Genomic DNA, 24222 nt, shown 5'->3' on the forward strand with positions numbered 1-24222 from the left:
GCACTCCTCAGAAGTAGGTGCGGACGAGGGCGATGACCACGTCGGAGTCGGCGGATTCGACGACCGGCAGCACGCGCCACTTGTCGAAGGCGGTGCACGGATGCGACAGTCCGAGACGCACCACCGTGCCGATCGCGAGAGGCTGCTCCGAGCGCACGTAAGAGTGCTGATCGTTCATCGCCGAGACCTCGCCGTGCAGCGGCCGCCAGGGGCCGGCGACTCCGGTGGACCAGGAGCGCGGGATCGGGAGGCCTTCGTCGTAGGGCAGATCCCTCTTCCCGGCATCGACGAGCGCCAGTCCGGGCTCCGGAGCCGACACGACCCGAGCGAGCCCGTGCATCGCGTTCACGAAACGCGGTGAGGTCTCCGGCTGCGCGGCCCCCTCGTCGAAAGGCGAGATGCCGCGGTAGAACCCGTCGTCGTGCACGATGTAGGCGCCGGAGCGGAGGACGAAACGCGTGCGGCCATCCCGCACGGCCGTTCCCCAGACATCGGCGACGACGTCGAAGTACGCGCTGCCCCCGGCGGTCACGAAGAGTTCGCCCCCGTCGTAGAGCGGTGCGATCGCGGTGTGCAGTTCGAGCTGCGACTCCAGGTACGCGCGGACGGCCACGAGAGCCGCGGCGGAGCGATCATGCGCGAGGCTTCCTTCGTATCCGGCCACCCCGGCGAGGCGCAGCACCGACGATGCGGCGATGCGCTCAGCCACGCGCACCGCCTCCTCGATCGACCGCGCGCCGGTGCGACCGCCCGCGCCGCCGAGCTCGACGCAGACATCGACCGGACGCGGAGTCCCGGTGGAGAGCAGAGCTTCCTCCATCGCCTCGACCGTCGCGACCGAGTCGGCCCAGCACACGAACCGGAAGTCCGGATCCGCCATTTCCTGCGCCAGCCACGCCAGCGCGGGCCGATCGACGGCGGCGTTCGCGAGCATCACCGAGTCGACGCCCAGGTCGCGAGCCGTGCGGACCTGCCCCATGGTCGCGAACGTGATCCCGAGCGCTCCTGCCTCCGTCTGCCGCTTCCACAACGCGGGCGCCATGGTGGTCTTGCCGTGCGGCATGAGGTCGAGACCTCGCTCGGCGCACCACTGCGCCATCGTGGCGACGTTCGCCGTCATCGCCGCGTCATCGAGCACGATCAGCGGAGTCCAGAACTCGTCGAGCCGTGGTTCCGTGGCGAGGAACTGCGCGGCGGTCAGGCCCACCGCGCGCATGGGCAGGCCCTTGTCGCGTGCGGTGAGGAGTTCGGCATCCATCTGCGTCATCGTGAGGCACCCGTCTCGACCGGAGCATTCGTGCGCAGTTCATGCAGACGCCCGGCGCCTTCGACATCGGGTTGGATCGATGCCACCAGCGTGGCGATCACGCCGATCACGGAGATCACAGCCGCATAGATGACGACCGGCCAGAACGCGCCTCCTGCGGCTGCGACCAACGCGGTGCAGATGAGCGGAGCGAGGCCGCCGCCGAAGGTGTTGGAGAACTGGTACCCGATGTTGACACCGGTCGTGCGCGCCTCCGGGTCGAACATCTCGACCAGCATCGTCGAGAGCGTCGCCTGCATGGCCACGCCGAAGACGACGAAGCCGAGGATCTGCCCGAGCCAGATCAGCCACATGTTGCCGGTGTCGAACAGCATGAACGCCGGGTAGACCATGGCCGCGAAGCCGAGGCAGCCGATGATGTAGACGGTGCGGCGGCCGATGCGGTCGGAGATCGCTCCCCACAACGGGGCGACGACGATCTGCAGCAGCCCCACGAGCATGGTGCCGGCGAAACCGAACCACACCGGGATGTCCTTGTCGGCCAGCATGTAGGCGAGACCGTAGGTGAGCACCACATAGCCGGCGATCGACTGCGGCAGGCCGATCAGGATGCCCATGATCGCGTTCTTCGGGTGCCGGAACGCCTCGACGAGCGGGTTGGGCTTCTTGCCCGTGGTGGCCAGGAGCAGCGTCTGGGTCTCGGTGAAGGCGTCGGACTCCTCGAGCTGGCGACGCAGCAGCACCGCGGCGATCGCGAGCACGATCGAGAAGACGAACGGGATGCGCCAGCCCCACTGCAGGAACCACGATTCGGGGGCGAGGCCGAGACCTGCCATCAGACCGCCCGACACCACGTTGGCGATGCCCGCACCGCTGATGAGGAAGGCACCGTAGAGTCCCCGCTTGCCGGTCGGCGCCGCCTCGACGACCATCGTGGCCGCGCCGCCCATCTCACCGCCGACGAAGAAGCCCTGGAAGAGCCGGCACAGCACGAGCAGCAGCGGTGCGGCGATCCCGATCACCTGGTCGGAGGGGATGAGCCCGATGCCCGTCGTCGCGAGTCCCATGCCGATGACCGTGCTCATCAGCACGACCTTGCGGCCCTTGCGGTCACCGACGATGCCCCAGATGATCCCGCCGACGGGGCGGAGGAAGAACCCGACGGCGAAGGTGGCGAACGAGTTGAGCTCGGCGATCAGCGGGTCGTTCGAGGAGAAGAACACCGCGGGGAACACGACAGCTGCGGCGAGACCGTACAGGTAGTAGTCGTAGTACTCGATGAGCGTTCCGATCGCACCACCGGCGATCGTCTTGCGCTGCTTCGGGGTCAGACCAGATGAGGCGACAGTGGCCATCCGGGGCTCCTTGCTCGGTTGATGCGCGCCCGCATCCGTTGCGGTCGGCCTCGACGGATCGTCTGGGCGTGGATAAACTAACAGCGAAATAGACAATCTGTCTATCCCCCGTATTTTTTGTACGCCTGTATCGTTGCTCCGGATTGGAGTCACAGAATGCCGACATCGACGACAGCAGAGAACGCGGTCGCAGCCCTGGCCGACGACCTCGCGCGGGAGACGTACGAGAGTGCCGAAGAGGTCCTCCGCCTCTATCGACCGGTGCTGCGCGCCCTCGCCACGGCAGCGGGGCCCACCGTCGAGGTCGTGCTCCACAACCTCGACGGCACCGACGTCGACCTCGGTCACACGATCATGGCCATCGAGAACGGGCACGTCACAGGGCGAGCCGTCGGCGGACCGTCGACCTCGCTCGGCCTGGACGTGCTGAAGGACCGGCGGGGGAACCACGACGCCTTCGGATACACCGGGTACACCAGCGACGGGCGGGAACTCCGCTGCTCCTCGGTCTACTTCCACAATGGCGCGGGCGACATCATCGCGTCGCTGTGCGTGAACGTCGACCTCAGCCCCCTGCTGCTCGCCCGCAAGACACTCGACGCGCTCCTGCCCTCGCCCGTGCCCGCGGATGCTCCGAAAGAGCACTTCGGAGCAGACCTCGTGTCGGTGATGGATTCCATGATCACCGAGGCCATCCGCGAGATCGGGCGGCCGCTCGCGAGCATGTCGCGCGACGACAAGATCACGGTGCTGGAGCGGCTGGATCAGCGCGGAGCCACGCAGATGCGCAAGTCCGTGGAGGCCATCGCGAAGCGGCTCGGCATCTCACGGGTGACCGCATATTCGTACCTCGACGAGGCCAGAACACGATGACGGGAACACGATGACGGGAACACGATGACGGGAACAGGGATCACGATGGACAACTCCGGCTTCGAAGAGCTCTTCGGCGGCACGCGCCTGATGGCGATCCTGCGCGGCATGGGGGCGGAGCGGAGTCTCGCGGTGTCGACCACCGCGTGGGACCTCGGGATCGACGTCGTCGAACTCCCCATCCAGACCGCGGCCGACGTCGAGGCGCTGCGCGTGGTCGCCGCCGCCGGACGCGAGCGCGGCAAGGTCGTCGGCGCCGGCACCGTCGTGTCGGTCGAGCATGTCGCCCAGGCGGTCTCCGCCGGCGCCTCGTTCACGGTCAGCCCCGGTCTCGACCTCGACGTCGTGCGCGCCTCGCACGAGGCCGGGCTGCTCAGCCTCCCCGGCGTCGCCACGGCGAGCGAGGTGCAGTCCGCCCTGACGGCAGGACTCACCTGGCTCAAGGCCTTCCCCGCCTCGGTGCTCGGTCCGCAGTGGCTCACGGCGATGAACGGTCCCTTCCCCCAGGCACGATTCGTGACGACGGGCGGCATGAACGCGGCCAATGCGGGCGAATACCTCGACGCCGGCGCCCACGTGGTCGCCGTCGGCTCGGCACTCGAGGACCCCGCTCAGCTGCCGCAGCTCGCCGCGATTCTCGGCGCACCTCGGCCATGAGCCGTCTCGGTGCGCGGCTCGCGTACGTCGACGCGCGCCTGGACTACGAGATCGACGCGGTCGCCGCGCACGATGCCGTGGCAGCGAGCGAGGCGGTGCTGGTCGACACGCGGCGCCTGGAGTCCTGGCAGCACGGCCACATCGCCGGTGCACTGCATCTGCCCAAGACCGAGGTCGCATCCGGACTCGAGTCGCTCCCCCGCGACCGCACGCTCATCGTCTACGGCTGGGGTCCGGGGTGCAACGGCGCGACGTCGTCCGCGCGCGTGCTGCTCGCCGCCGGCCTCGATGTACGCGAGCTGCTCGGCGGGTACGAATACTGGGTCCGCAACGGGTTCGAGGTCGAGTCGGCCGGGGTCGTCTCCCGCCAGCAGCCCGACCCTCTGGTGACCGCCGAGACCTGAGACTGCCGCGCGGGTGGCCAGGCGTGGGGCGGAGTTCTCCGCGTCGGGAGGAGCCTCGAGCTCGAGATCTCCTCCCGAACGCGAGATCTCCTCCCGCCGCGCGCTCAGACCGTGCGCAACGCCGCCGTAGGCGACAGCCGCGCGGCGCTGATCGCCGGATACAGCCCCGCGATCACGCCGACCACGAGCGCCACGACCGGGCCCCCGACGAGCACCACGAGGGGTATCGTCGCCGCCTGATCCTGGATGCCGGCATAGACGTACACCCCCGCCGCACCGAGCAGCAGCCCGGCCAGGCCCCCCAGGCCGCCGAGCACGATCGCCTCCGCCACGAACTGACCCGCGATCTGACCCGAACGCGCACCGAGCGCTCTTCGGAGTCCGATCTCGCCGCGCCGCTCCAGCACCGCCACCACCATGGTGTTCGCGATGCCGATCCCTCCGACCAGCAGAGCGATCGCCGCGAGTCCGACCGCGAGGCCGGACAGCGAGTCATCCGCAGTGTCCCGCGCCCCGGCGAGGTCGCCGAGTCCGGTCACCTGCACATACGGGGAAGACGGATTCGCCGCACGGGCGATCGCATCACGGACCTTCTCGCCCGTGCCACCGTCGGTCATGCGCACGTAGATCGAGGCGATCGTGTCATCGCCCTTCGCCGACACATGCTCGGCCGCCCAGTGGTCGCCGAGGAACGCACTCGCGTCGATGGACTCGGCGAGTCCCGCCGAATCGAGGATGCCGATCACGGTGTACCACTGCTCGCCGATCCAGACCCGCACCCCCGGTTCCGTGATGCCCATCCGCGCGGCCGCCGCCGACCCGAGCACGGTCACCGGCAGCGAGCGGTCGGTCTCGTCGAACCATGAGCCCTTCGCGACCGACCCCTCGACCGATGCCAGGAAGTCCGGGCTCGCCGCGTAGGCGGTCAATCCGTTGCCCTGGCTCTTTGGCATGAGGTCGTTGCGGTACACCCCGGTCTCGTCCGGAACCTTCTCCAGCACCCCGACCTGCTCGACCCCCTTCACCCGCTCGATCATGCCCGCAGCCGTCTCGGGCAGCGCGACCGGCTTGTTGTCCGGCCCGTAACCCGGCTCGACGACGATCATGTTCGCCCCGAGCGCGTCGAGCTTGGCCAACAGCTCCGCCTGATTCGATGCGGCGATGCCGGTGATCGCGGTGAGCGCTGCGATGCCGACCGCGACACCGAGCGCCGACAGGGCCGTGCGCATCTTGCGGCTGCGCGGGCCGATGAGTGCCGTGCGGATGCTGTCCGCGACACTGAGCCGCGGCATCCGCTCGCCTCTGCGCCTCATGCCGCGACCTCTTCCTTCTCCAACGAGCCCGTGTCACTCACGATGCGTCCGTCGTGGATGCTGACCTGCCGCTGCGTGCGCTCCGCGATGTGCGGATCGTGCGTGATGATCACGACCGCGGTGCCGGAGTCGGCGATCGATGTGAGCAGTTCGAGGATGCGCTCGCCCGTGGTCGAGTCGAGTGCCCCGGTCGGCTCATCGGCGAACAGCACCGACGGATTCCCGACGATCGCGCGGGCGATCGCCACCCGCTGCTGCTCGCCGCCGGAGAGCTGACCGGGGCGGTGCTTCATGCGGGCGCCGAGTCCGACACGTTCCAGGGCCGCGGCCGCCCGCACCGAGCGCTCCGCCGCCGAGACCCCCGAATAGAGGAGCCCGAGTGCGACGTTGTCGACCGCGCTGAGAGCCGGCAGCAGGAAGAACTGCTGGAACACGAACCCGATGCGGCGAGCGCGCAGAACCGCCCGCTCGCGTTCGGCGAGGGCTGCGGCATCCGTCCCGTCGATCAGCACGGTGCCGCTGGTGGGGTCGTCGAGGGTGCCCATGATCGAGAGCATCGTGCTCTTGCCCGATCCGGATGCTCCGACCACGGCCACCAGTTCGCCGCTCTCGATCGCGAGGCTCATGCCGTGCAGCACACGAAGCGGCGGGCTGCCCGGGTACTCCTTGACGACGTCGACGAGCTCGACCACGGTGTCCGGCGTCATTGCGCCACCACCACGGCATCGCCCGCAGCGAGGTCGCCGCCCGTGACCTGCACCTTGGTGTCGGCGATCAGTCCGACCTCCACCGCCACGCGTTCGATCTTGCCGCCCTTGCGGAGCACATCGACCGCGTAGCCGCCGTCGGTCGTCGCCACGAGGGCGGTCACCGGCACGACCAGCGCGTCCTTCACCTCCGAGGTGGCGAACACGACCTTGACCGCACGCAATCCGATACCCTCCGCGACAGCCGGATCGTCGAACTCGACGTTCGCGGTCGCAGGAGTGGTCTCGCCCTCCTTCTCGGTCGGCTGACCGCCGGGGTCGACGGCGGTCACCGTCGCCGGCACCTCTGTGCCGTCGGGAAGGATGACCGTCACCCGGGTCGCGGGCAGGATCTCCCGCGCCTGCGCATCGGTGAGCTTGGCGACCACGCGCAGGGTGGTGCTCGTGTAGGTCAGCGGACTCGTGCCGGCCGGGTCGCCCAGCTGCGCCTTGACCGACTCGACCCGCACCGACGCCGCGGTGATCGCGACAACGTCGCCCAGCTTCACGACGCCGTCCTTCGTCACCCCGAGCGACTTCTGCCAGGCCTTGACGTTGGCCTCGGTGACCGCGGTGAACTCGTCGTCCACGGTCATGTTCTTGCCGAAGCCGAGGTCGGCGAGCGCCTGTTCCAGCTGTCGGACGTCGGGGCCGTTCTCGACGCCGAGCCCGAGGTCGCGCCAGAACGGCCGATCACCGCGCATGGCGATCACCGGCTTCCCGTCGACCTCGTAGAGCACCTGCCCCACGCCGATCACATCTCCTGCGGTCGGCAGGCGCGTGATCGTTCCCCCACGCCCGGGCAGAGCGATGGATGCCCCGTAGCTCAGATTGCCGTTCAGGCGCAGGTCGGAGGTCAGGGTGGTGAGCTCGGCCTTTGCCGTCACCGGCTTCTTGCTGTCGTCGGGAGACTCGGCGACCGAGCTCCACGGCTGCAGCACCGCCAGCGCCACCGCCGCGGCGATGAGCAGAACCCCGACCGGCAGCAGCACCTTGGTCAGTCGGCGGCTCATTCGTCGCCTCCGGACGGCATCACGGTGGCCGCGCTGAATGCGCCCTCGAAGAACTCTCCGACCAGGGCGAAGAAGTCGAAGTCGACGGATTCGACACTCTCCGGCGAGAACATCGGAGGCATGTCGCCCGCGGTGTCGGCACAGGCCTCGAACAGCGTGCGGGCCTCGTCTTCGGTGATGCCCTTGGGCAGTGTGAGCATGCCGTCGGCGTCGGGGTCGGCGAAGTCCGCGAAGCCGTTGTCCCTGGCGCACGAGGCGAACGCGAGTCCCGACTCGATGATCTCCTCGGGCGAGATCATCTGCGTCTGCGCCCCCTCCTTCATCGAGATGTCGGGCTCCGGCTGCGTGAATTCAGGAACCTTCTCCTCACACGTCTCCCAGGCCGCGCGCTGGCCGCCTTCCTCCGGGTAGCCGGATGCCGCGGTCGAGGCGAGCCACGAGCCGTCCTCATCCGAGAAGAACATCGTCATCGGCATCTCCTCGCCTTCGCCGGCGCTGAGCGAGGCCGAGCTGTCGCTCAGCGTGCCCATCCCTCCTTCGCCACTGGCCACCTCGGGCATCAGCAGACCGACCTGGCCGCCTTCGAGGATCTTCGCCGTCTGGCCCTCACCGGTCAGACAGGTCACGAACCGGGCAGCGGCCGCATCGTTCGCGCCGTCCTTGGCCTTGTCGTCGCCCGAGGGTGCACTGCAGGCGGAGAGCGCGAAGAGCGCGAAGACAGCGGGCATCACCACCAGTGAACGGCGTGCTTTCGAGTCGAACATGACTTTCCCTTTCTCGCGGTCGCAGCTCATCCACGACGTGCAGTCAGTTCTACGGATGCGGTGGTTTGCTGTGGGTATGACGGCGCCTAACCGGAAACTAACCGCGCAGCGCGCACCCTCGGAGACGGGAGGTGCCATGCGACTGCTGCTGGTGGAAGACGAGGCCGACCTGGCCGACACGCTCGCCGACGGTCTGCGCCGCGAGGGATACCTCGTGGATGTCGCCCGCGACGGCGCGAGCGCTCTGACCGCGGCCGCGTCGAACGATGTCGACGTGATCGTGCTCGATCGCGACCTGCCCGTGCTCAGCGGCGACGCCGTGTGCCGCACCCTGATCGCGCAGGAGTATCCGGCACGCATCCTGATGCTCACGGCGGCCGGCACCCTCAACGATCGCGTCGAGGGCCTCGATCTCGGCGCCGACGACTATCTCGCCAAGCCGTTCGCATATGTCGAGCTGCTCGCGCGCCTGCGCGCCCTCGGCCGCCGCGGGCAGTCCACCCGGGCGAATGCGGTCCTGGAACACGCGGGTGTGCGCATCGACATCGTGCGGCGCATCGTGGAACGGGACGGCACGCCGATCCGGCTCACGCTCAAGGAGTTCGGCGTGCTCGAGACACTGCTCGCCGCGGAGGGCGGCTACGTCAGCGCCGACGACCTGCTCGACGAGGTGTGGGATGAGCCTCTCGAACGCACCCGCGGCGTGGTCAAGATCGTGGTGCACACACTGCGCCGCAAACTCGGGGCACCCACGGTCATCCAGTCCGCAGCAGGACACGGCTATCGAGTGGGGGCGCCATGAGACGCATGAGTTTTCGCACCCGGCTGGTGATCATCATCGCCGGAGTGTTCATCGCCGCGGGTGCAGCACTGCTCACGGTGCAGTACCTGGTGGTGCAGTCGCTGTTCGCCTCGGCCATCAACACGACCGCAGCGACCTGCGTGCCGTCGCTGTCGGTGACGCAGCTCTCGCAGGGGACGTCCGCCACGAACGGGACCGGTGCCGACGGGATCTCTCCACTCGAAGGCAGCAGCGGCCTGCTCTACGGTGCCACCAGCACGGGATGCGCGTACTTCGCCGAAACCGCCGATGCGGCCGACTTCCAGGTGGCCACGCCCATGCAGACTGTGGCGATCGACGCCGTCGAGGGAGCGGTGCTGCAGCAGTCGACGTTCCTCGCAGACGAGGTGGGCAGCGGTCTGCTGCTGTGGTCGATCGTGGTGCTCGTGGCCTTCACCGGGGTCGCCGCCGCGATCGCGTTCTGGCTCGCCCGGCGATCCCTCGACCGCATCGGAGAGGTCACGGCCGCGGCGCGCGACATCTCGGAACGCGACCTCGGACGCCGTCTCGACCTGCCCGGCCCCGACGATGAGATCAAGGAGCTGGGCGACACGATCGACGGGATGCTCGACCGGCTGCAGTCGGCTTTCACCGCGCAGGACCGCTTCGTGGCGAACGCCTCACACGAACTGCGCACCCCGCTGACGACCACCCGCACGGCCCTGGAGATCCCCCTCGAACAGGGTGCGGTGCCCGTGGACCTGCAGGCCAACATGCAGCGCGCGCTGCGGGCCACCGAACAGAGCGAGCGCCTCATCACGGCGCTGCTCGCCCTCGCCCGCGCCCGCACCGGGTTGGACGAGGTCGAACCGGTCGAGCTCAGCGAGCTCATCGAGGATCAGGTCGAAGAGCTCGACGCCCAGGAGATCGCGGTGCACACGAATCTCCGCGAGCTCACGGTCGAGGGCGACACGGTGCTGCTGGCCAGGGCCGTGCGCAACCTGCTCGAGAACGGCATCCGCCACAACGCACCGGGCGGCGAGCTCTGGGTACGGTGCCGACGTGAGCGCGGACGCGCCATCATCGAGGTCGAGAACACCGGGGCCACGATCGCCCCGGCCACCGTGGAACTGCTCACCGAACCGTTCTACCGCGGTGACGCGAGTCGCACATCCACCGGCCCTGACGGCACGGGTCTCGGGCTCGCGATCGTGCAGAGCATCGCGAAGACCCACGGCGGCGAGGTGCGGCTGCGGGCTCGCAAGGGTGGCGGCCTGATCGCCGCGATCGTCCTGCCGCTCTGACCCCCAGAGCTCCAGCCCCGAACGCAGAAGCTCCGGTCGCACTTCCTGCCGCCCCGGCGGACCGAGGAGCGGCAGCAAGTGCGACCGGAGCGAACCTCAGAGAGGTGTTTGCGGTGCGTCGGGTCAGCTGGTGACGGTCCAGTCGAACTGGTCGCCGTACTCCTTCAGCCACGCGTCGACGGCTTCCGCTTCCTTGCCCTCGCCGTACTCGTTGACCACGAGGTCTTCGAGTGCACCGTACTGCTCGTCGTCGAGCTTGATCTTCTCGATCAGCTCAGCGGCCTCGGGGAACTCCTCGGCGAAGCCCTTGGTCCCCAGGAAGTGCAGTCCCTCGGCCTCGCCCATCGCGCCCTTGGGGTCTTCGAGGTCCTTCACGGGGAAGGCGTCGTTGGCCCAGAACGGACGCCACAGCGTGACGACGATGTCCTCCTGCTTGTCGGTCGCGGTCTTCAGCTCGGTGAGCATGGCCGCGGTCGACGAGGTGACGAGCTCGTACTCGCTGTCGAGTCCGTACTCGGGCATCATCTTCTGGGTCTGGGCGGTGAGCCCTGCACCCGGCTCGATGCCGTAGATCTTGCCGTCGAACTCGGCACCCTTGCCCACGAGGTCCTCGATCGAGTTGAGCTCGGAGTACTCCGGCACCGCGAGGGTGAGCTTGGCGTTCTCGTAGTACTTGCCCAGGTCCTCGATGTCATCGCCGTACTTCTTCATGTACTCGGCGTGGGTGAGCTCGGGCCAGGCCGACGGGTACATGTCGACATCGCCCTGCGCGAGCCCGGTGTAGAGGGGACCGGCCTCGGTGAGCGTCTTCATCTCGACCGTGTAGCCGATCTTCTCGAGCTGGTCCTGCAGCAGGTACGCGGTGCTCAGGCCGTCGGTCCACGAGGGCAGGAAGCCCAGGGTGATCGTGCCCTTGTCGTCGGCGTTGCCGTCGCCGCCGCCCGTGCCGCCGGCACCGTCGCCGCTGCATCCCGCGAGGGTGAGCGAGGCGGCGATGCCCACTGCTGTGATTGCAAGGATCTTCTTCTTCATGTGATTTCTCTCTCTCAGTTCCGTATGTGTGTTGTTCCGTAGGGGTGAAACTCAGTGCACTCCGCCGCCGATGGGTGCCCGACGCGGCGACGCCTTGACGCGCTCTGCCTCGTTCGCGGCATCCTGCTGCTCGATGACCTCGGGGGCCGGGGCGGATGCTGCTCCGCCACCACCGGCGTGCGGTTTGCGGCGCCGCGCGATCATGCCGAGCAGCGACGAGCGGTTCTCGCCGGGTGCGCCGAGAGCTGCCGTGACGCGGTCGAGGAAGACGGCGATCAGCACGACGCCGAGACCGGCCTCGACACCCTTGGGGATGTTGATCGTCGAGATCGCCTCGACGACCATCTTCCCGAGGCCGTCCGCGCCCGCCATTCCGGCGATGACCGCCATCGACAGGGCGAGCATGATGACCTGGTTGACGCCGGCCATGATGGTCGGCATCGCGAGGGGCAACTGGATGCCGCGCAGGATCTGCCCGGGCTTGGCGCCGAACGCCTGTCCTGCCTCGACCGTCTCGGAGTCGACGCCACGGATGCCGAGCTCGGTCAGTCGCACACCAGGAGGCAGCGCGAAGATCACGGTCGCGACCAGGCCCGGCACCACGCCGATGCCGAAGAACACGATCGCCGGGATCAGGTAGACGAACGCCGGCATGGTCTGCATGAAGTCGAGCACGGGCTTGAGCACCGCGCGCACGGTCGAGTTCCGTGCCGACCAGATGCCCAGCGGCACGGCGATCAGCACCGCGATGATGGCAGCGACGAGCACGAGCGCGAGGGTCTGCATCGCAGGAACCCAGAGGTCCATCCCGACGATCAGCCCGAACGACACGATGGTGCCGATCGCGAGCTGCCACGAGCGCACCACCCACGCGATGAGCGCGGCGATCACGATGATGACCACGAAGCTCGGGGCGAGCAGGATGCTCGTGAGCCCGTCGACGAGGAAGCTCATGACGAACGAGATCACATCGAGCAGGCCGTCGAGGTTGTCCTTGATCCAGTCGACGACTGATTCGATCCAGGTTCCGATGGGAATGCGGAAACCGTCCATCAGCGCACCTCCTCGGTGGTCGGGGCATCGGCCGGGTCGGCGGTCCACCCGTCGTCGAGCACGGCGTCGATCTCGGCTTGCGGCATCGGCATCAACGGCAGGGTGATCTCCTCCGTCGCGCCGGGGCCGGGGCCGAGGGCGGCGAGCAGCGTCACACGCGGGATCACACCGACGAGGCGCCCTTCGGCATCCGTCACGGCCAGCGGCACCGGCGACTCGACGGCGGGGACGAACAGGTTCATCAGAACCTCGTCCTCATGCACGCTCTGCAGCACGGGCTTGATGATCGAGTCGAGGGTGGTCGCGCCGTTGCGCACGAGCTTGACCGCATCGCGGTCGGTCACGACGCCCATGAGCTGCCGGTCACGCCCGACGACGTAGGTCGCCGACATGTACGAGTCGCGCATCTGACGCAGCGCGGTGCGGGGGCCGGCGGTGTGCGGCACGACGGGGCGCGGGCGCTCCATCACGTTCGCGGCGGTGAGCACGCGAGCACGGTCGACGTCCTGCACGAACTGCTCGACGTAGTCGTTCGCCGGGTCCATCAGGATGTCTTCCGGCGTGCCGATCTGCACGATGCGGCCGTCGCGCATCACGGCGATCCGGTCGCCGAGGAACATGGCCTCGTTCAGGTCGTGCGTGATGAACACGATCGTCTTCTGGAGCTTCTGCTGCAGTTCGAGCAGCTGCTCCTGCATCTCACGGCGGATGAGGGGGTCGAGCGCGCTGAACGCCTCGTCCATCAGCAGGATGTCGCTGTCAGCGGCGAGCGCACGGGCGATGCCCACGCGCTGCTGCATTCCGCCGGAGAGTTCGGAGGGGAGCTTCTCGCCCTGACCCTCGAGCCCGACCAGCAACAGGATCTCCTCGGCCTTGGCCAGGCGCTCGGCCTTGGGCATGCCCTTGAGTTCGAGCGGGTAGGCGACGTTCGCGGCGACCGAGCGGTGCGGCAGCAGTGCGAAGTGCTGGAAGACCATCGAGATGCGGTCGCGACGGATCTCGCGGAGCTTCGATGATGGGATGCCGGTGATCGGGTCGCCGTTCACCGTGACGGTGCCGTCGGTCACGTCATGCAGGCCGTTGAGCATGCGGATGATGGTGGACTTGCCCGATCCGGACAGCCCCATGATGACGAAGATCTCACCGCGGTTGACGGTGAAGCTGGCGTCGATGACCGCTGCGGTGCCGGCATCGGTCACGGCGGCGCGGCTCTCACCGGCTTTCAATCGACGGACGGCGGTGTTCGGATTCTTACCGAATACCTTGTACAGATTGCGCGCTTCGAGAGCGATTTCGGACACGTTTCCCCCGCGGCTCGCCTTCGGGTGGCTGAGCCTGCTTCGGTTACGCCCGGGTGATCCTCACGAGGCCGTTCGACATGACTGCTGTGGCGGCGCAGGCGGTGGATTTCGGATCCACCGCAGAGAGTATCGACCGTACGTCCACGCCTCTTCGCAGCACAGCTCATCGAAAGAAGGACGTGGTCGCGGACTGGTCTTCGGGCCGTCAGGCCCACGTTCCAACGTAACGAAATGGCCGATCAGGGGCAAATCCCGGGTTCGCGAGAGGCGCGAGTTTCGTTGGCTGACCGGGGGATTGCACGGGTATTCAACAATCCCATAACGGACGACCGCAACGGCGAGGAACGCCGTCTCAGGAGCCTCGGACGCTGCGGGTCACAGTGAACTTCGGGGTGCGCCGGAGCTGCTCGGTCGCGCCGATCAGACGGGTCAGTTCGGCACGATATCCGAGCGAGGAGTTGTACACCGTGAAGAGCTCTCCCCCCGGTCGGAGCACGCGCGCGGCGGCCTCGAACAGGCGGGTCGCAGCTCCCGTGTGCACGCTCGCGCCGAGGTGGAACGGCGGGTTCAACAGCACCACGTCGAACGACGCGTCGGGGAGCTCGGAGGCCGCGTCGTCATGCGTGACCGTGACACGGTCGGCGACCCCGTTCGCCGCGGCCGCCGCCTGTGCGGATGCCACGGCTGCGGCCGAGCGATCGGTCGCGGTGACCCGCGCCTCGGAGTGGGCGAGCGCGAACGACACCGCGAGCGCCCCGGTGCCGCACCCGAGGTCGAGCACCTCGACTGCCGAACCCGTGGGCTGAGCGTCGAGCGCCTCCAGCAACGCCCGCGTACCGATGTCGAGGCGGGCGCCCGCGAAGGCACCGCCGTGCGCGACCAGAGTCAGCCGGCCGTGCTGCGCAGCCACGGGGAACGGCGGATTCTCGGGCACGGCGAGCGGCTCGGATGCCACGATCAGGCGAGACTTCCGCTCGGCGCGCTGGGCTTGCACGTGCGCGAAGCTGCGCCCCAGCACCTCGTTCTGGGTGAGGGTCATGTGCTTCACACGACCCCCGGCGATGAGCACCGCGTCGGGGGCAGCCCATCTGGCGACGGCATCCGCGATCTCTTCCAGCTCAGCGAGCGACTTGGGCAGCTGCATCAGCACGAGCCGCGCACCGGTGAGCAACGCGGCGTCGAGCTCGTGCGCGGTGAAGCCCGTGAGCCCGAGCTCCTCGGCGTTGCGGCGGAGGGCGCGGCGGCCGGTCGTGAGGTCCTGATGAACACGGATGCCGCGGAGCCCGGCATCCGCCAGAGCCAGGGTGATCGCGCCGTATTCGTCGCCGATCACGACCGTCTCGGCGCCGGGAACCTCGAGTGCGAGCGCCCGTTCGACGAGCAGCAGATCGGTCGCGTCATGGGCCTGGAGATTCTCTGCCTCGACATCGGGCCAGCGGCGCAGGCGGCTGTAGGGGAACTCCGGCACCAGCCCACTGTACGCGGGGGCCGTAAGGATTTCGCATGCGTTATTTTCGCCCGATTCACAACTTTGTGAATCGGGCGTACGCTCCCGCGCATGACCACCGTCATCGCCACCCAGAACCTCACCAAGCATTACGGCCACGTACACGCGCTCGACGGCCTCGACCTGACCGTCGAGCAGGGGCAGGTGCACGGCTTCCTCGGGCCGAACGGCGCGGGCAAGTCGACCACGATCCGCATCCTCCTCGGCCTCGCACGACGCACCGGGGGCGAGGCGACCGTGTTCGGTGAAGACCCCTGGAACCGAGCCGTCGACCTGCACCGACGCATCGCGTACGTGCCGGGCGACGTCAGCGTCTGGCCGAACCTGTCCGGTGGTGAGGCCATCGACCTGCTCGCCCGCCTGCGTGGCGCACAGACGAAGGATGCCGCCTACCAGCACGAGAAGAAGCGCTTGATGGATGCGTTCCAGTTCGATCCGCGCAAGAAGGGCCGCGCGTACTCGAAGGGCAACCGGCAGAAGGTCGCACTGATCGCGGCGTTCGCGGTGCCGGCCGACCTCTACATCCTCGACGAGCCCACCAGCGGACTCGATCCCCTGATGGCGGTCATCTTCCAGCGCGAGGTCGCCCGCGCCCATGCGAACGGTGCGACCGTGCTGCTGTCGAGCCACATCATGAGCGAGGTCGAGCAGCTGTGCGACCGGGTGTCGATCATCCGCGCCGGCCGCGTGGTCGAGACCGGCACGCTGACGGAGCTGCGGCACCTCACTCGCAGCGACGTGTCGTTCACTCCCTCCGGGGCGACCCTCGATCAGGTCGCGCGCATCCCCGATGTGCACGACCCGGTGCAGCAGGGCGACCGCATCCGTCTCGCCGTCGACAGCGACCGCACCGCCGCCGTGCTGCCGGCTCTCGCCACGCTCGGCATCAGCGATCTGCGCGTCGCGCCGCCCTCTCTCGAAGAGCTGTTCCTGCGCCACTACGGCGACGATCTCGCGACACTCGAAGCTGCGGAAGACGGCGGGACGGACGATGCTGCGCCCGGCAGCCGCCGCGAGCGCCGCGCACAGAAGGGTCGTGCGTGATGACCGCCTTCGGCATGCTGCTCCGGCAGCGGCTGCGGCGCGACTGGCTGCAGCTGACACTGTGGATCGTGGGCACGGCGCTCATGGCGTTCGCGGGATACGCCGGTGTCAGTCAGTCGTACGCGACGCTCGCCGACCGGCAGAACATCCTGGCCGCCGCTCTCGCGAACCCGGTGATCCTGATGTTCCGCGGCCTGCCGTCGGGCACATCCGAGGGGGCCTTCCTGGCCTTCGAGGTGCTGCCGTGGTTGGCGCTGCTGGCCGCGCTCATGAGCACCTTCCTCGCGGTGCGACACACCCGCGGCGATGAGGAGGCGGGGCGTGCCGAACTCGTCTGGGCGACCCCGGCCGGACGCCGCCTGCCGACCATCGCGACCATCGCGCACGGCGTCCTCGCGAACGTCGTGCTGGCCGCACTCACCGCTCTGGCACTGATCGCCACCGGGCTCCCGACAGCGGGCTCGCTCCTCACCGGAGCTGCTGCCGGCACCTGCGGCATCGCGTTCCTCGGCATCGGGCTGCTCGCCGCTCAGCTGATGCGCACCTCGCGCGGAGCGAACTCCCTGACGGTCTGGGTGCTCGTCGCGACGTTCCTGATCCGCGGCATCGGCAACGCGGCAGGAACCCCGAGTGACGACCTGACCAGCATGACGAGCGCGTGGCCGGCCTGGTTCTCGCCCTTCGGCTGGGCCGAGCAGACGCGCCCCTACGACTCCGACCTCGTCTGGCCGATGCTGCTCGGGCTGGCCTTCGGACTCGTGCTCGCGGTCGCATCCGTCGCCCTGCAGTCCGTGCGCGACATCGACGCCAGTTTCGTTGGGGAGCACCCAGGACGCGTATCGGCACGGCCCGCACTCGCCTCGCCGCACGCGCTCGTGTGGCGCCTCACCTCCGGTTCGATCATCGGCTGGGCCGTCGGCGGCGCGATCACCGGCATCCTCGCCACGACTCTGAGCGGACTGGTCGATCAGATCGCGGGCGAGAACCCGGCGGTCACCGAGATCCTGAAGAAGATCGGAGGGGCGACCGGCGGACTCGACGAGGTCGTGGTGACGGTGTTCTTCACGCTCCTCGGCATCCTCGCCGCGTGCTGCGCCGTGCAGACCGTCGTGCGCGCACGACAGGAAGAGGCCCGCGGCACCGCCGAGGCCGTGCTCGCCACCCCGGTCGGGCGCGTGCGCTGGCTCGCCGACTACGTGATCGTCGGCGTGGTCGGCGTGGTGATCGTGGTCGCCGCCGCCTTACTCGCCGGATGGGTCGGCGTCTGGTCGAACGGCGGCGACGATTCGCTCTATCGCATCGTGGCGGTGGCAGGACTCGGGCAGGCGGTCGCGGCCTCGATCTTCGCCGTGCTCACCGCGCTGGTGTTCGTGCTGATCCCCCGCGCGACGACCGCCGTGGCGTGGAGCCTCGTGCTGCTCGCAGCCCTGCTCGGGATGTTCGGTCCGCTGTTCGGACTGCCCGAATGGAGTGCGAACCTCTCACCGTTCGCGGTGACACCCGCAGTCGACGGCAGCGGCATCGATGTGCGCGGCCTCTGGTGGCTCGTGCTGGCCCTGGCCGCGGGTGGCGCCGGAGCCCTGACCCTGATGCGACGCCGCGAGCTCGCCCCCGGAGCCTAGGAGGCAGGATGCGCGACGACAGCACCGAGAACCTCGACCCCGCGGCATCGATTCAGCCCGCGGCGTCGATTCAGAATGACGACCCCCACCGCGGGATGGAACCCGCCGAGCAGGCCGCGGCCATGATGGCTGCCGCCGGGATGCCACGCATGCCCGCCCGCGTGATGATGGCACTGATCGCCGCTCCCGAGGGCGGATACACGGCCGCCCAGCTCGGAGATCGCCTGGGCGTCTCGGCGGCCGCCGTATCCGGTGCGGTGCGCTACCTGCAGCAACTGCACTTCATCCAGCGCCGCTCGCGTCCCGGCGACCGGCGCGACCGCTACGAGTTCGTGCACGACCCGTTCTACAACTCGATCGTCGGGAACATGCCCGTCTACTCCCGCCTCTCGGAGTACATCGACGACATCGCCGCCGAGCACGACGACGACCAGGGCGCCCACGACCGGGCCGTCGAGCTCGCCGAGTTCTTCCGGTTCCTCTCCGTGCGCATGCTGCAGATCGTCGACGACTGGCGCGAGCACCGTCGCGAGAGCTGACTCTCCGCACGTAGGCCGGAGCCTCTTGACACCAGCCTGCGTTCTATGGTTACTTAGTCGAGTAAGTAACCCACTAACCAAGCGGAGGACTCGTGATCGAAGAAGGCAAGCCGCTCTTCCTCCAGATCGCCGAACAGATCGAGGACTCGATCGTAGACGGCTCACTCGCCGAGGAGTCTCAGGCGCCTTCCACGAATGAGCTCGCCGCGTTCTATCGGATCAACCCCGCCACCGCAGCGAAGGGAGTCGCCATGCTCACCGACAAGGGAGTGCTCTACAAGCGCCGAGGCATCGGCATGTTCGTCGCCGACGGCGCCAGGGAAGTGCTCCTCGTCGAGCGCCGTGCCGCGTTCGCCGACCGCTACATCGACCCGCTCCTGACCGAGGCCCGAACTCTCGGGCTCGGCGCCGAAGACCTCGCAGACCTGCTCCGGCAGCGCTCCGCCCAGACCACCGACGCAGAAGGGAAGACCCCCGCATGACCGCCGTCATCGAGGTGCAGAACCTCAGCAAGCGCTACAAGGAGAAGCGAGCGCTCGACAACGTGTCGCTCTCCATCGAAGGAGGCGCGATCTACGGCCTCCTCGGCCGCAACGGAGCCGGGAAGACGACGCTCATGTCGATCCTCACGGCCCAGAACTTCGAGTCGTCCGGCACCGTGAAGGTGTTCGGCGAGCACCCGTACGAGAACGCGCACGTTCTCAGCCGGATCTGCTTCGTCCGCGAGAGTCAGAAGTACCCGGACGACGCCTACCCCAAGCACGCCTTCAAGGCCGCGAGCCTGTTCTTCCCGCACTGGGATCAGGCCCTCGCCGAAGAGCTCATCGCCGAGTTCCAACTGCCGATGAAGCAGACCATCAAGAAGCTCTCGCGCGGCCAGCTCTCGGCAGTCGGTGTGATCATCGGACTCGCATCGCGCGCCGAGATCACGTTCTTCGACGAACCGTACCTCGGCCTCGACGCGGTCGCGAGGCAGATCTTCTACGACCGTCTGGTCGAGGACTACGCCGAGCACCCGCGCACCGTCATCCTGTCGTCGCACCTGATCGACGAGGTCTCGAACCTCATCGAGAAGGTCATCGTGATCGACAACGGGCAGATCCTGCTCAACGAAGACACGGATGCCATGCGCGACCGCGCTGTGACCGTGGTGGGCGACGCCGACAAGGTCGACGCCTGGGTCGGCGCCCGCGAGGTGCTGCACCGCGAGTCGCTCGGCCGTGTGGCATCCGTCACTGTGCTCGGCGCACTGTCCGCCGCCGAGCGCGCGGAGGTCACGGCATCCGGTCTCGATCTCGCCCCGGTCTCGCTGCAGCAGCTGATCGTGCGACTCACCCAGAAGGCGGAAGCTCAGATCGCCGTGAAAGACGCGGCCACGAAAGAGGAGGTGCGTTGATGGGACGCACACTCAACGTCATCCGCCTGCAGCTCATCAATCGGCAGACCTTCGTCTGGGTGCCGCTGATCATCCTGGGCTCAGCGACCCTGCTCTCGGTGCTGATCTACGCGATGATCCCGACCGACGGTCCCAAGTACGGCGGAGGCGGACAGGCACCGCTCTGGTACTTCTTCGCCATCGGCATGTCGGCGATGACACTCACCTTCCCGTTCTCGCAGGCGATGAGCATCACCCGCCGGGAGTTCTTCCTCGGCACGCTGCTCACTGCGATCATCGGTAGCACGTTCATGGGCGTGCTGTTCCTGATCGGCGGCGGCATCGAATTGGCCACGAACGGCTACGGCGTGAACGGCTACGTGTTCTACCTCCCGTGGTTGTGGGAGGCCGGCCCGCTCGGCGCCTTCGTCGTCTACGTCAGTCTCGCGCTGTTCTTCTTCGTGGTCGGCTTCACCGGCGCCACGATCTACAAGAGCTGGGGACCGACCGTGCTCACGGTCGTGAGCGTCGCCCTGTCGCTGGTGCTCCTCGGGCTCGCGTTCCTCGCGACGCAGTTCGGGCTGTGGGGAAACGTGTGGACGGGAATCATGGGCCTCGGCGCCCTCGGCCTGGCGCTCTGGGGGCTCCTCATCACCGCGGTGCTCACGGGCATCTCGTTCCTCGCGTTCCGCAGGGCCATTCCGTAGAACGTGCCTTCTCACCGACGCCGGTCACCCTCCTGGGTGGCCGGCGTCGTCGCGTGTGCGCGTTACCGGTACCCCGGCGAGGGCGCAACCCACTCCCTCACCGCGCACCGACCGCATACGCTCGCGGAACCACCTGCCCGACAGAGAGGATGCCGTGACGCAGACCCGCACGCGACTGCGCGTACGACGAGCCGGCGTCGAACGCGCGCTCCACGATGCCGTCCGACCCGCACGCCTCCTCCTCGTCGCGAAGACGACGCTCGCGGTAGGACTGGCATGGATGATCGCCCCGCACATGCCCGGCGTCACCGACGAGTACCCGTACTACGCACCCCTCGGTGCACTGCTGAGCATGTATCCGACGCTGATGGGGTCGGCGAAGTCGAGCCTGCAGACGTTGCTCGGCCTCGCCACGGGAATCGGTCTCGCCACGATCGTCGTGCTGACGGTCGGCCCGACCTGGTGGAGCATCCCCCTGGTCGTCGGCGTCGGTGTGCTGGTGTCCGGCACCGGGTGGTTCGGTGCCGGGCGCGAGTACATCCCGATGGCCGCCCTGTTCGTGCTGATCATCGGCGGGCAGAACGCCGACGACTACTCACTCGGCTATCTGACGCAGACGGCGGTCGGCGTGGTCGTCGGCCTCCTGGTCAACCTGGTGATCGCCCCCGCTCCGCTCACCGTGGCGGCAGCAGGTCGGGTCGCGGAGTTCCGCGAGCAGCTGGCCGCGCACCTGCACGACATCGGCTCAGCGGTCTCGGAGTCGTGGCCGCCCGAGCATGAGCAGTGGGCAGACGATGCGGCATCCCTGGCCGAAACCGCGACCGAGCTCCGAGCGGCCCTGGCCGAGGCGGACGAGAGCCGACGCGGCAACCCCCGCGCCAAGGGGCATCGCTCACGGATTCAGCAGAGTCATGACGAGCTCGCAGCCCTCGACCGGATCGCCCACCTCATCCGCGACATCTCCGACGCGATCGCAGACACCATCTGGGACCGACCGGCCGGTCTCGCGCTCGACCCCGCACTCCCCGAGCCGCTTTCCGCCGCCTGTCACGCCGTCGCCGACGTGATCGCGCGGGGCGATGCCTCCTCCAGTGAGGATCACCGCGCCCGCGGCGAGGCGGCCCGCGCGATCCGACTGCTTCTCGAGGCCGTCGACGACCGCACCATCGATGTCCGTCGATCGATGGGCCCCGGCGTGCTCACCGCCATGCATCTGCGGCGCATCCTGATCCTGAGCGGTGCGTCCTCCCCGACCGAGGACTAGCCCGACCGAGGACTAGCCCGATCGAGCACTACCCGCGTCAGATGGTGTCGTCGGCGGCGATCAGGTCGAGCTGCCAGTAGCGACCGGCGGGGTCTGCGCTGTCGTGCGCATCGTCGGCGGCGCTCAGGATGTCGTTGATCTTCACCATCACGTCGTCGAACTCGGGCTCGGTGAGCTTGATCGTGCGCTGGGTGAAGGCGGCGTGCACCTCGGCCGTGCGACCGGCGACATACTCCGGCGTCCAGGCGAGCACGCGGCGGATCAGATCCTGGTGGTCTTCGACGAGCGCGGCGATCACGGCGGTGCCGAGGGCCTCATCGGCGACCGGGCTCTCCGGGCCGCCGACGTTGAGGGCACCCTTGTGCCCGGTCCACACGCGATCGCGCCGGTCGCGGGCCTTGTCGGGCGCCTCTTCGATGAGTCCGGCTTCGGCGAGCGCGCGCAGGTGGAAGCTGGCGCTGTTGGCGGGGACGCCGAGCTCGGTCGCGATGTCGGCTGCGCGAAGGAACTCCCGCCGCGAGAACAGCCGGATCATCTGGCGCCGCAGCGGATGCGAATAGGCCTTGAGCATGGCCGAGGTCATCCATACCGGATCCTCGCTCGTGCGCTTCGCGCCGTCCTCCGTCATGCGTCGATCCTACCCGCACCTGAAATTGCGCAATAAGACTTGCGCAATAGTTCTTGCGCATCTACTCTCGACGCATGACCATCGTCACCGAGCCCCATCGTCTGTGGCACAACACCCGGTACATCACCTGGCTGGTGAGCGACACGAGCAAGGGGCTCGCGGCCTCCCTGTTCGGCTTCGCCATCCCACTGCTCGCCCTGATCGTGACGAACGATCCCGCCCAGGCCGGCATCATCGGCGGTGCCGGGATGGTCGCGCGACTGCTCATGACCCTCGCCGGCGGCGTGCTGGCCGACCGCCATCGCCGCATCGCACTGATGCTGCTCGGCTCGCTCATCGGCATCGTGCTCGCGGGCGGCTTCACCCTGCTCGCACTCGGCGACGCGATGACGTTCGGGTCGCTGCTCGTGATCGACATCCTCCTCGCCGCACGCAGCGGACTCTTCGACGTCGCGGGCGAGAGCGCGATCAAGGAGATCGTGCCCGACGATGCGATGGGTCGCGCCCAGGCGGCCAACCAGGGGAGGGATGCGGCGCTCCAACTCGCCGGCGGTCCGCTCGGCGGCCTGCTGCTGGGAGTGGGCGGATGGCTCGTCGGCGTGGTCATGACGCTCTGCCACGCCGTCGCGGCACTGACCGCATGGATGCTGGGGCGTCAGGCGCGTCGCGCGGGCACGGTCGACGTCGACGTCGACGCTCCCACCCCCGCGACGGCGAAGCCCAACGCGTGGGCGGAGATGCGCGAAGGCTTCGGCTGGCTGCTCTCCCGGCCCGACCTCGGCGGAGTGCTGCTCATCACGACGGTCATCAATCTCGGCTTCAATGCGACGATCACGACCGTCATCTACGCCCTCCAGCAGGACGGATACTCCGAGCTGCTGATCGGCACGCTGAGCGCGTCGATCGGGGCCGTGATGCTCGTGGGCGCGGTCTGCGCTCCGCTGCTCGTTCCGCGCATCAAGGCCGGCGTCCTGACGATCGCCGGACTGTCGGTCGTCTCAGCCGGGGCGATCGTGCTCTCGATGGTCACCGAGCCGTGGGCCATCGCGGTGGCGCTCGGCGCCGCGGTCCTGCTGGTGCCCGCGCTCAACGCCGGAATGATGGGCTACTTCATGGTCGCCACCCCGAGCCACCTGCTCGGCCGCGCCAACAGCGCCGCCGGCGTGCTCGGCATGGGCGCGATGCCTCTCGCACCGCTCATCGCCGGCTTCGGCCTCGCCTGGATCGGGCGGGAGTGGACCATCCTGATCTGCGCCGGGCTCTGCCTGATCTCCGTCGTCCTCGCCGTGAGCAACAGGGCGCTGCGCGCACTGCCCGTCGAGTCGGGCTGGGCCGCGCACGCGAAGCAGTACGAGACGGCCTGATGCCGCACCGCAGCGAGCCCCGACGAGAGCCCTAGAGTGCGCCGGTCAGCGCCGCGATACCCGCGAGGAGTGAGACCAGGGCGAGCACGAGCGCGGTCGCGATCAGCACGGCATGCACCTTGAGGAACGCCGTGGCCTTGCCGTTCTGGTCGCGCGCTCGCGGATCCTTGGCGACACGCTTGTAGAACTGCGGCCAGACCAGGGCGTTGAAGGCGGCGTTGAGGAAGAGCACGACAGCGAGGGGGATCACCCCTCAACGCTATCGGCGTCGCCTATGGGCGCCGACCGCCGACGAGCGCACGGAATTCT

Annotated in this window: 25 protein-coding genes; 13 read left to right on the plus strand and 12 right to left on the minus strand. The window is 68.5% G+C overall.

Annotated features, from left to right (window positions below):
• Positions 1–7 precede the first annotated feature (7 nt).
• Positions 8–1258: an alanine racemase gene (locus ACIQTX_RS00655; RefSeq protein ID WP_402967569.1), complete on the minus strand. Its 1251-nt coding sequence runs from the start codon at positions 1256–1258 to the stop codon at positions 8–10.
• Positions 1259–1263: 5 nt separating this feature from the next.
• Positions 1264–2622, minus strand: coding sequence for an MFS transporter (locus ACIQTX_RS00660; RefSeq protein WP_105527068.1), 1359 nt, complete (start codon positions 2620–2622; stop codon positions 1264–1266).
• A gap of 156 nt (positions 2623–2778) precedes the next feature.
• Here ACIQTX_RS00660 and ACIQTX_RS00665 point away from each other — a divergent pair, with 156 nt between their 5' ends.
• The 3 genes from ACIQTX_RS00665 to ACIQTX_RS00675 are packed head-to-tail and all read left to right on the plus strand — an operon-like array spanning position 2779 to position 4556.
• Positions 2779–3495 (plus strand): transcriptional regulator, encoded by a 717-nt coding sequence (locus ACIQTX_RS00665; RefSeq protein WP_105527069.1) that lies wholly within the window; start codon positions 2779–2781, stop codon positions 3493–3495.
• Positions 3496–3519: 24 nt separating this feature from the next.
• Positions 3520–4152 (plus strand): bifunctional 4-hydroxy-2-oxoglutarate aldolase/2-dehydro-3-deoxy-phosphogluconate aldolase, encoded by a 633-nt coding sequence (locus tag ACIQTX_RS00670; RefSeq protein ID WP_258131257.1) that lies wholly within the window; start codon positions 3520–3522, stop codon positions 4150–4152.
• Positions 4149–4556, plus strand: a complete 408-nt coding sequence (locus ACIQTX_RS00675) for a rhodanese-like domain-containing protein (RefSeq protein WP_402967574.1) — start codon at positions 4149–4151, stop codon at positions 4554–4556. Before ACIQTX_RS00670 ends, ACIQTX_RS00675 begins: the two co-directional genes overlap by 4 nt.
• 104 nt (positions 4557–4660) lie before the next feature.
• Here ACIQTX_RS00675 and ACIQTX_RS00680 read toward each other — a convergent pair whose 3' ends face one another.
• The 4 genes from ACIQTX_RS00680 to ACIQTX_RS00695 are packed head-to-tail and all read right to left on the minus strand — an operon-like array spanning position 4661 to position 8392.
• Complete coding sequence (locus ACIQTX_RS00680) at positions 4661–5869, minus strand: ABC transporter permease (protein ID WP_105527071.1); 1209 nt, start codon at positions 5867–5869, stop codon at positions 4661–4663.
• Entirely contained in the window at positions 5866–6576 is a 711-nt protein-coding gene (locus ACIQTX_RS00685; protein WP_105527072.1) for an ABC transporter ATP-binding protein, read from the minus strand. The genes ACIQTX_RS00680 and ACIQTX_RS00685 overlap by 4 nt, the downstream gene beginning before the upstream one ends.
• Positions 6573–7628: an efflux RND transporter periplasmic adaptor subunit gene (locus tag ACIQTX_RS00690; RefSeq protein WP_105527073.1), complete on the minus strand. Its 1056-nt coding sequence runs from the start codon at positions 7626–7628 to the stop codon at positions 6573–6575. The genes ACIQTX_RS00685 and ACIQTX_RS00690 overlap by 4 nt, the downstream gene beginning before the upstream one ends.
• Complete coding sequence (locus ACIQTX_RS00695) at positions 7625–8392, minus strand: hypothetical protein (RefSeq protein WP_402967579.1); 768 nt, start codon at positions 8390–8392, stop codon at positions 7625–7627. The genes ACIQTX_RS00690 and ACIQTX_RS00695 overlap by 4 nt, the downstream gene beginning before the upstream one ends.
• 136 nt (positions 8393–8528) lie before the next feature.
• On the opposite strand from ACIQTX_RS00695, the gene ACIQTX_RS00700 reads away from it, so the two are divergent.
• The gene (locus ACIQTX_RS00700; protein ID WP_402967582.1) at positions 8529–9194 is read left to right on the plus strand and encodes a response regulator transcription factor; all 666 of its coding nucleotides are present in this window, start codon (positions 8529–8531) and stop codon (positions 9192–9194) included.
• Positions 9195–9199: 5 nt separating this feature from the next.
• Positions 9200–10477: a sensor histidine kinase gene (locus tag ACIQTX_RS00705; RefSeq protein ID WP_402967585.1), complete on the plus strand. Its 1278-nt coding sequence runs from the start codon at positions 9200–9202 to the stop codon at positions 10475–10477.
• Positions 10478–10600: 123 nt separating this feature from the next.
• On the opposite strand, the gene ACIQTX_RS00710 is transcribed toward ACIQTX_RS00705, so the two are convergent.
• From ACIQTX_RS00710 to ACIQTX_RS00725, 4 genes are all read right to left on the minus strand, one after another.
• A complete protein-coding gene (locus ACIQTX_RS00710; protein WP_402967588.1) occupies positions 10601–11509 on the minus strand; it encodes a glycine betaine ABC transporter substrate-binding protein in 909 nt (302 codons plus the stop codon).
• Between the two features lie 51 nt (positions 11510–11560).
• Positions 11561–12562, minus strand: coding sequence for a proline/glycine betaine ABC transporter permease (locus ACIQTX_RS00715; RefSeq protein ID WP_028501342.1), 1002 nt, complete (start codon positions 12560–12562; stop codon positions 11561–11563).
• Positions 12562–13863 carry a glycine betaine/L-proline ABC transporter ATP-binding protein gene (locus ACIQTX_RS00720; protein WP_036273588.1) on the minus strand — a complete coding sequence of 434 codons (1302 nt, stop codon included), beginning with the start codon at positions 13861–13863 and terminating at the stop codon, positions 12562–12564. Before ACIQTX_RS00720 ends, ACIQTX_RS00715 begins: the two co-directional genes overlap by 1 nt.
• Positions 13864–14215: 352 nt before the next feature.
• Positions 14216–15331 (minus strand): class I SAM-dependent methyltransferase, encoded by a 1116-nt coding sequence (locus ACIQTX_RS00725; protein ID WP_402967593.1) that lies wholly within the window; start codon positions 15329–15331, stop codon positions 14216–14218.
• Between the two features lie 90 nt (positions 15332–15421).
• Here ACIQTX_RS00725 and ACIQTX_RS00730 point away from each other — a divergent pair, with 90 nt between their 5' ends.
• The 7 genes from ACIQTX_RS00730 (at position 15422) to ACIQTX_RS00760 (ending at position 21921) form a co-directional block, all read left to right on the plus strand.
• Positions 15422–16414, plus strand: coding sequence for an ATP-binding cassette domain-containing protein (locus ACIQTX_RS00730; protein ID WP_402967596.1), 993 nt, complete (start codon positions 15422–15424; stop codon positions 16412–16414).
• Complete coding sequence (locus ACIQTX_RS00735; protein ID WP_402967599.1) at positions 16414–18036, plus strand: ABC transporter permease; 1623 nt, start codon at positions 16414–16416, stop codon at positions 18034–18036. Before ACIQTX_RS00730 ends, ACIQTX_RS00735 begins: the two co-directional genes overlap by 1 nt.
• A gap of 8 nt (positions 18037–18044) precedes the next feature.
• A complete protein-coding gene (locus ACIQTX_RS00740) occupies positions 18045–18575 on the plus strand; it encodes a GbsR/MarR family transcriptional regulator (RefSeq protein WP_402967602.1) in 531 nt (176 codons plus the stop codon).
• A 92-nt stretch (positions 18576–18667) separates the two neighbouring features.
• On the plus strand, positions 18668–19057 hold the full coding sequence (locus tag ACIQTX_RS00745; protein ID WP_105668665.1) for a GntR family transcriptional regulator: 390 nt from the start codon (positions 18668–18670) through the stop codon (positions 19055–19057).
• A complete protein-coding gene (locus ACIQTX_RS00750; protein ID WP_402967605.1) occupies positions 19054–19971 on the plus strand; it encodes an ABC transporter ATP-binding protein in 918 nt (305 codons plus the stop codon). Before ACIQTX_RS00745 ends, ACIQTX_RS00750 begins: the two co-directional genes overlap by 4 nt.
• The gene (locus ACIQTX_RS00755; RefSeq protein ID WP_402967608.1) at positions 19971–20657 is read left to right on the plus strand and encodes a hypothetical protein; all 687 of its coding nucleotides are present in this window, start codon (positions 19971–19973) and stop codon (positions 20655–20657) included. The genes ACIQTX_RS00750 and ACIQTX_RS00755 overlap by 1 nt, the downstream gene beginning before the upstream one ends.
• Positions 20658–20811: 154 nt before the next feature.
• On the plus strand, positions 20812–21921 hold the full coding sequence (locus tag ACIQTX_RS00760; protein WP_402967611.1) for an aromatic acid exporter family protein: 1110 nt from the start codon (positions 20812–20814) through the stop codon (positions 21919–21921).
• 37 nt (positions 21922–21958) lie between these two features.
• Here ACIQTX_RS00760 and ACIQTX_RS00765 read toward each other — a convergent pair whose 3' ends face one another.
• Complete coding sequence (locus ACIQTX_RS00765) at positions 21959–22549, minus strand: helix-turn-helix domain-containing protein (RefSeq protein WP_402967614.1); 591 nt, start codon at positions 22547–22549, stop codon at positions 21959–21961.
• A 74-nt stretch (positions 22550–22623) separates the two neighbouring features.
• Between ACIQTX_RS00765 and ACIQTX_RS00770 the strand changes: the two genes are divergently transcribed.
• On the plus strand, positions 22624–23913 hold the full coding sequence (locus ACIQTX_RS00770; protein WP_402967617.1) for an MFS transporter: 1290 nt from the start codon (positions 22624–22626) through the stop codon (positions 23911–23913).
• Positions 23914–23944: 31 nt separating this feature from the next.
• Here the strand turns inward: ACIQTX_RS00770 and ACIQTX_RS00775 are convergent, their stop codons facing one another.
• The gene (locus ACIQTX_RS00775) at positions 23945–24163 is read right to left on the minus strand and encodes an SCO4848 family membrane protein (protein WP_105527089.1); all 219 of its coding nucleotides are present in this window, start codon (positions 24161–24163) and stop codon (positions 23945–23947) included.
• Positions 24164–24222: the final 59 nt, after the last annotated feature.

The organism is Microbacterium sp. NPDC090281 (assembly GCF_044769635.1).
GTDB lineage: Bacteria > Actinomycetota > Actinomycetes > Actinomycetales > Microbacteriaceae > Microbacterium.

Excerpts from the sequence above, each read along its gene's own strand:
- ACIQTX_RS00655 (WP_402967569.1), bottom strand. The coding sequence starts at position 1,258 with ATGGATGCCGAACTCCTCACCGCACGCGACAAGGGCCTGCCCATGCGC.
- ACIQTX_RS00660 (WP_105527068.1), bottom strand. The coding sequence starts at position 2,622 with ATGGCCACTGTCGCCTCATCTGGTCTGACCCCGAAGCAGCGCAAGACG.
- ACIQTX_RS00665 (WP_105527069.1), top strand. The coding sequence starts at position 2,779 with ATGCCGACATCGACGACAGCAGAGAACGCGGTCGCAGCCCTGGCCGAC.
- ACIQTX_RS00670 (WP_258131257.1), top strand. The coding sequence starts at position 3,520 with ATGACGGGAACAGGGATCACGATGGACAACTCCGGCTTCGAAGAGCTC.
- ACIQTX_RS00675 (WP_402967574.1), top strand. The coding sequence starts at position 4,149 with ATGAGCCGTCTCGGTGCGCGGCTCGCGTACGTCGACGCGCGCCTGGAC.
- ACIQTX_RS00680 (WP_105527071.1), bottom strand. The coding sequence starts at position 5,869 with ATGAGGCGCAGAGGCGAGCGGATGCCGCGGCTCAGTGTCGCGGACAGC.
- ACIQTX_RS00685 (WP_105527072.1), bottom strand. The coding sequence starts at position 6,576 with ATGACGCCGGACACCGTGGTCGAGCTCGTCGACGTCGTCAAGGAGTAC.
- ACIQTX_RS00690 (WP_105527073.1), bottom strand. The coding sequence starts at position 7,628 with ATGAGCCGCCGACTGACCAAGGTGCTGCTGCCGGTCGGGGTTCTGCTC.
- ACIQTX_RS00695 (WP_402967579.1), bottom strand. The coding sequence starts at position 8,392 with ATGTTCGACTCGAAAGCACGCCGTTCACTGGTGGTGATGCCCGCTGTC.
- ACIQTX_RS00700 (WP_402967582.1), top strand. The coding sequence starts at position 8,529 with ATGCGACTGCTGCTGGTGGAAGACGAGGCCGACCTGGCCGACACGCTC.
- ACIQTX_RS00705 (WP_402967585.1), top strand. The coding sequence starts at position 9,200 with ATGAGTTTTCGCACCCGGCTGGTGATCATCATCGCCGGAGTGTTCATC.
- ACIQTX_RS00710 (WP_402967588.1), bottom strand. The coding sequence starts at position 11,509 with ATGAAGAAGAAGATCCTTGCAATCACAGCAGTGGGCATCGCCGCCTCG.
- ACIQTX_RS00715 (WP_028501342.1), bottom strand. The coding sequence starts at position 12,562 with ATGGACGGTTTCCGCATTCCCATCGGAACCTGGATCGAATCAGTCGTC.
- ACIQTX_RS00730 (WP_402967596.1), top strand. The coding sequence starts at position 15,422 with ATGACCACCGTCATCGCCACCCAGAACCTCACCAAGCATTACGGCCAC.
- ACIQTX_RS00735 (WP_402967599.1), top strand. The coding sequence starts at position 16,414 with ATGACCGCCTTCGGCATGCTGCTCCGGCAGCGGCTGCGGCGCGACTGG.
- ACIQTX_RS00740 (WP_402967602.1), top strand. The coding sequence starts at position 18,045 with ATGCGCGACGACAGCACCGAGAACCTCGACCCCGCGGCATCGATTCAG.
- ACIQTX_RS00750 (WP_402967605.1), top strand. The coding sequence starts at position 19,054 with ATGACCGCCGTCATCGAGGTGCAGAACCTCAGCAAGCGCTACAAGGAG.
- ACIQTX_RS00755 (WP_402967608.1), top strand. The coding sequence starts at position 19,971 with ATGGGACGCACACTCAACGTCATCCGCCTGCAGCTCATCAATCGGCAG.
- ACIQTX_RS00765 (WP_402967614.1), bottom strand. The coding sequence starts at position 22,549 with ATGACGGAGGACGGCGCGAAGCGCACGAGCGAGGATCCGGTATGGATG.
- ACIQTX_RS00770 (WP_402967617.1), top strand. The coding sequence starts at position 22,624 with ATGACCATCGTCACCGAGCCCCATCGTCTGTGGCACAACACCCGGTAC.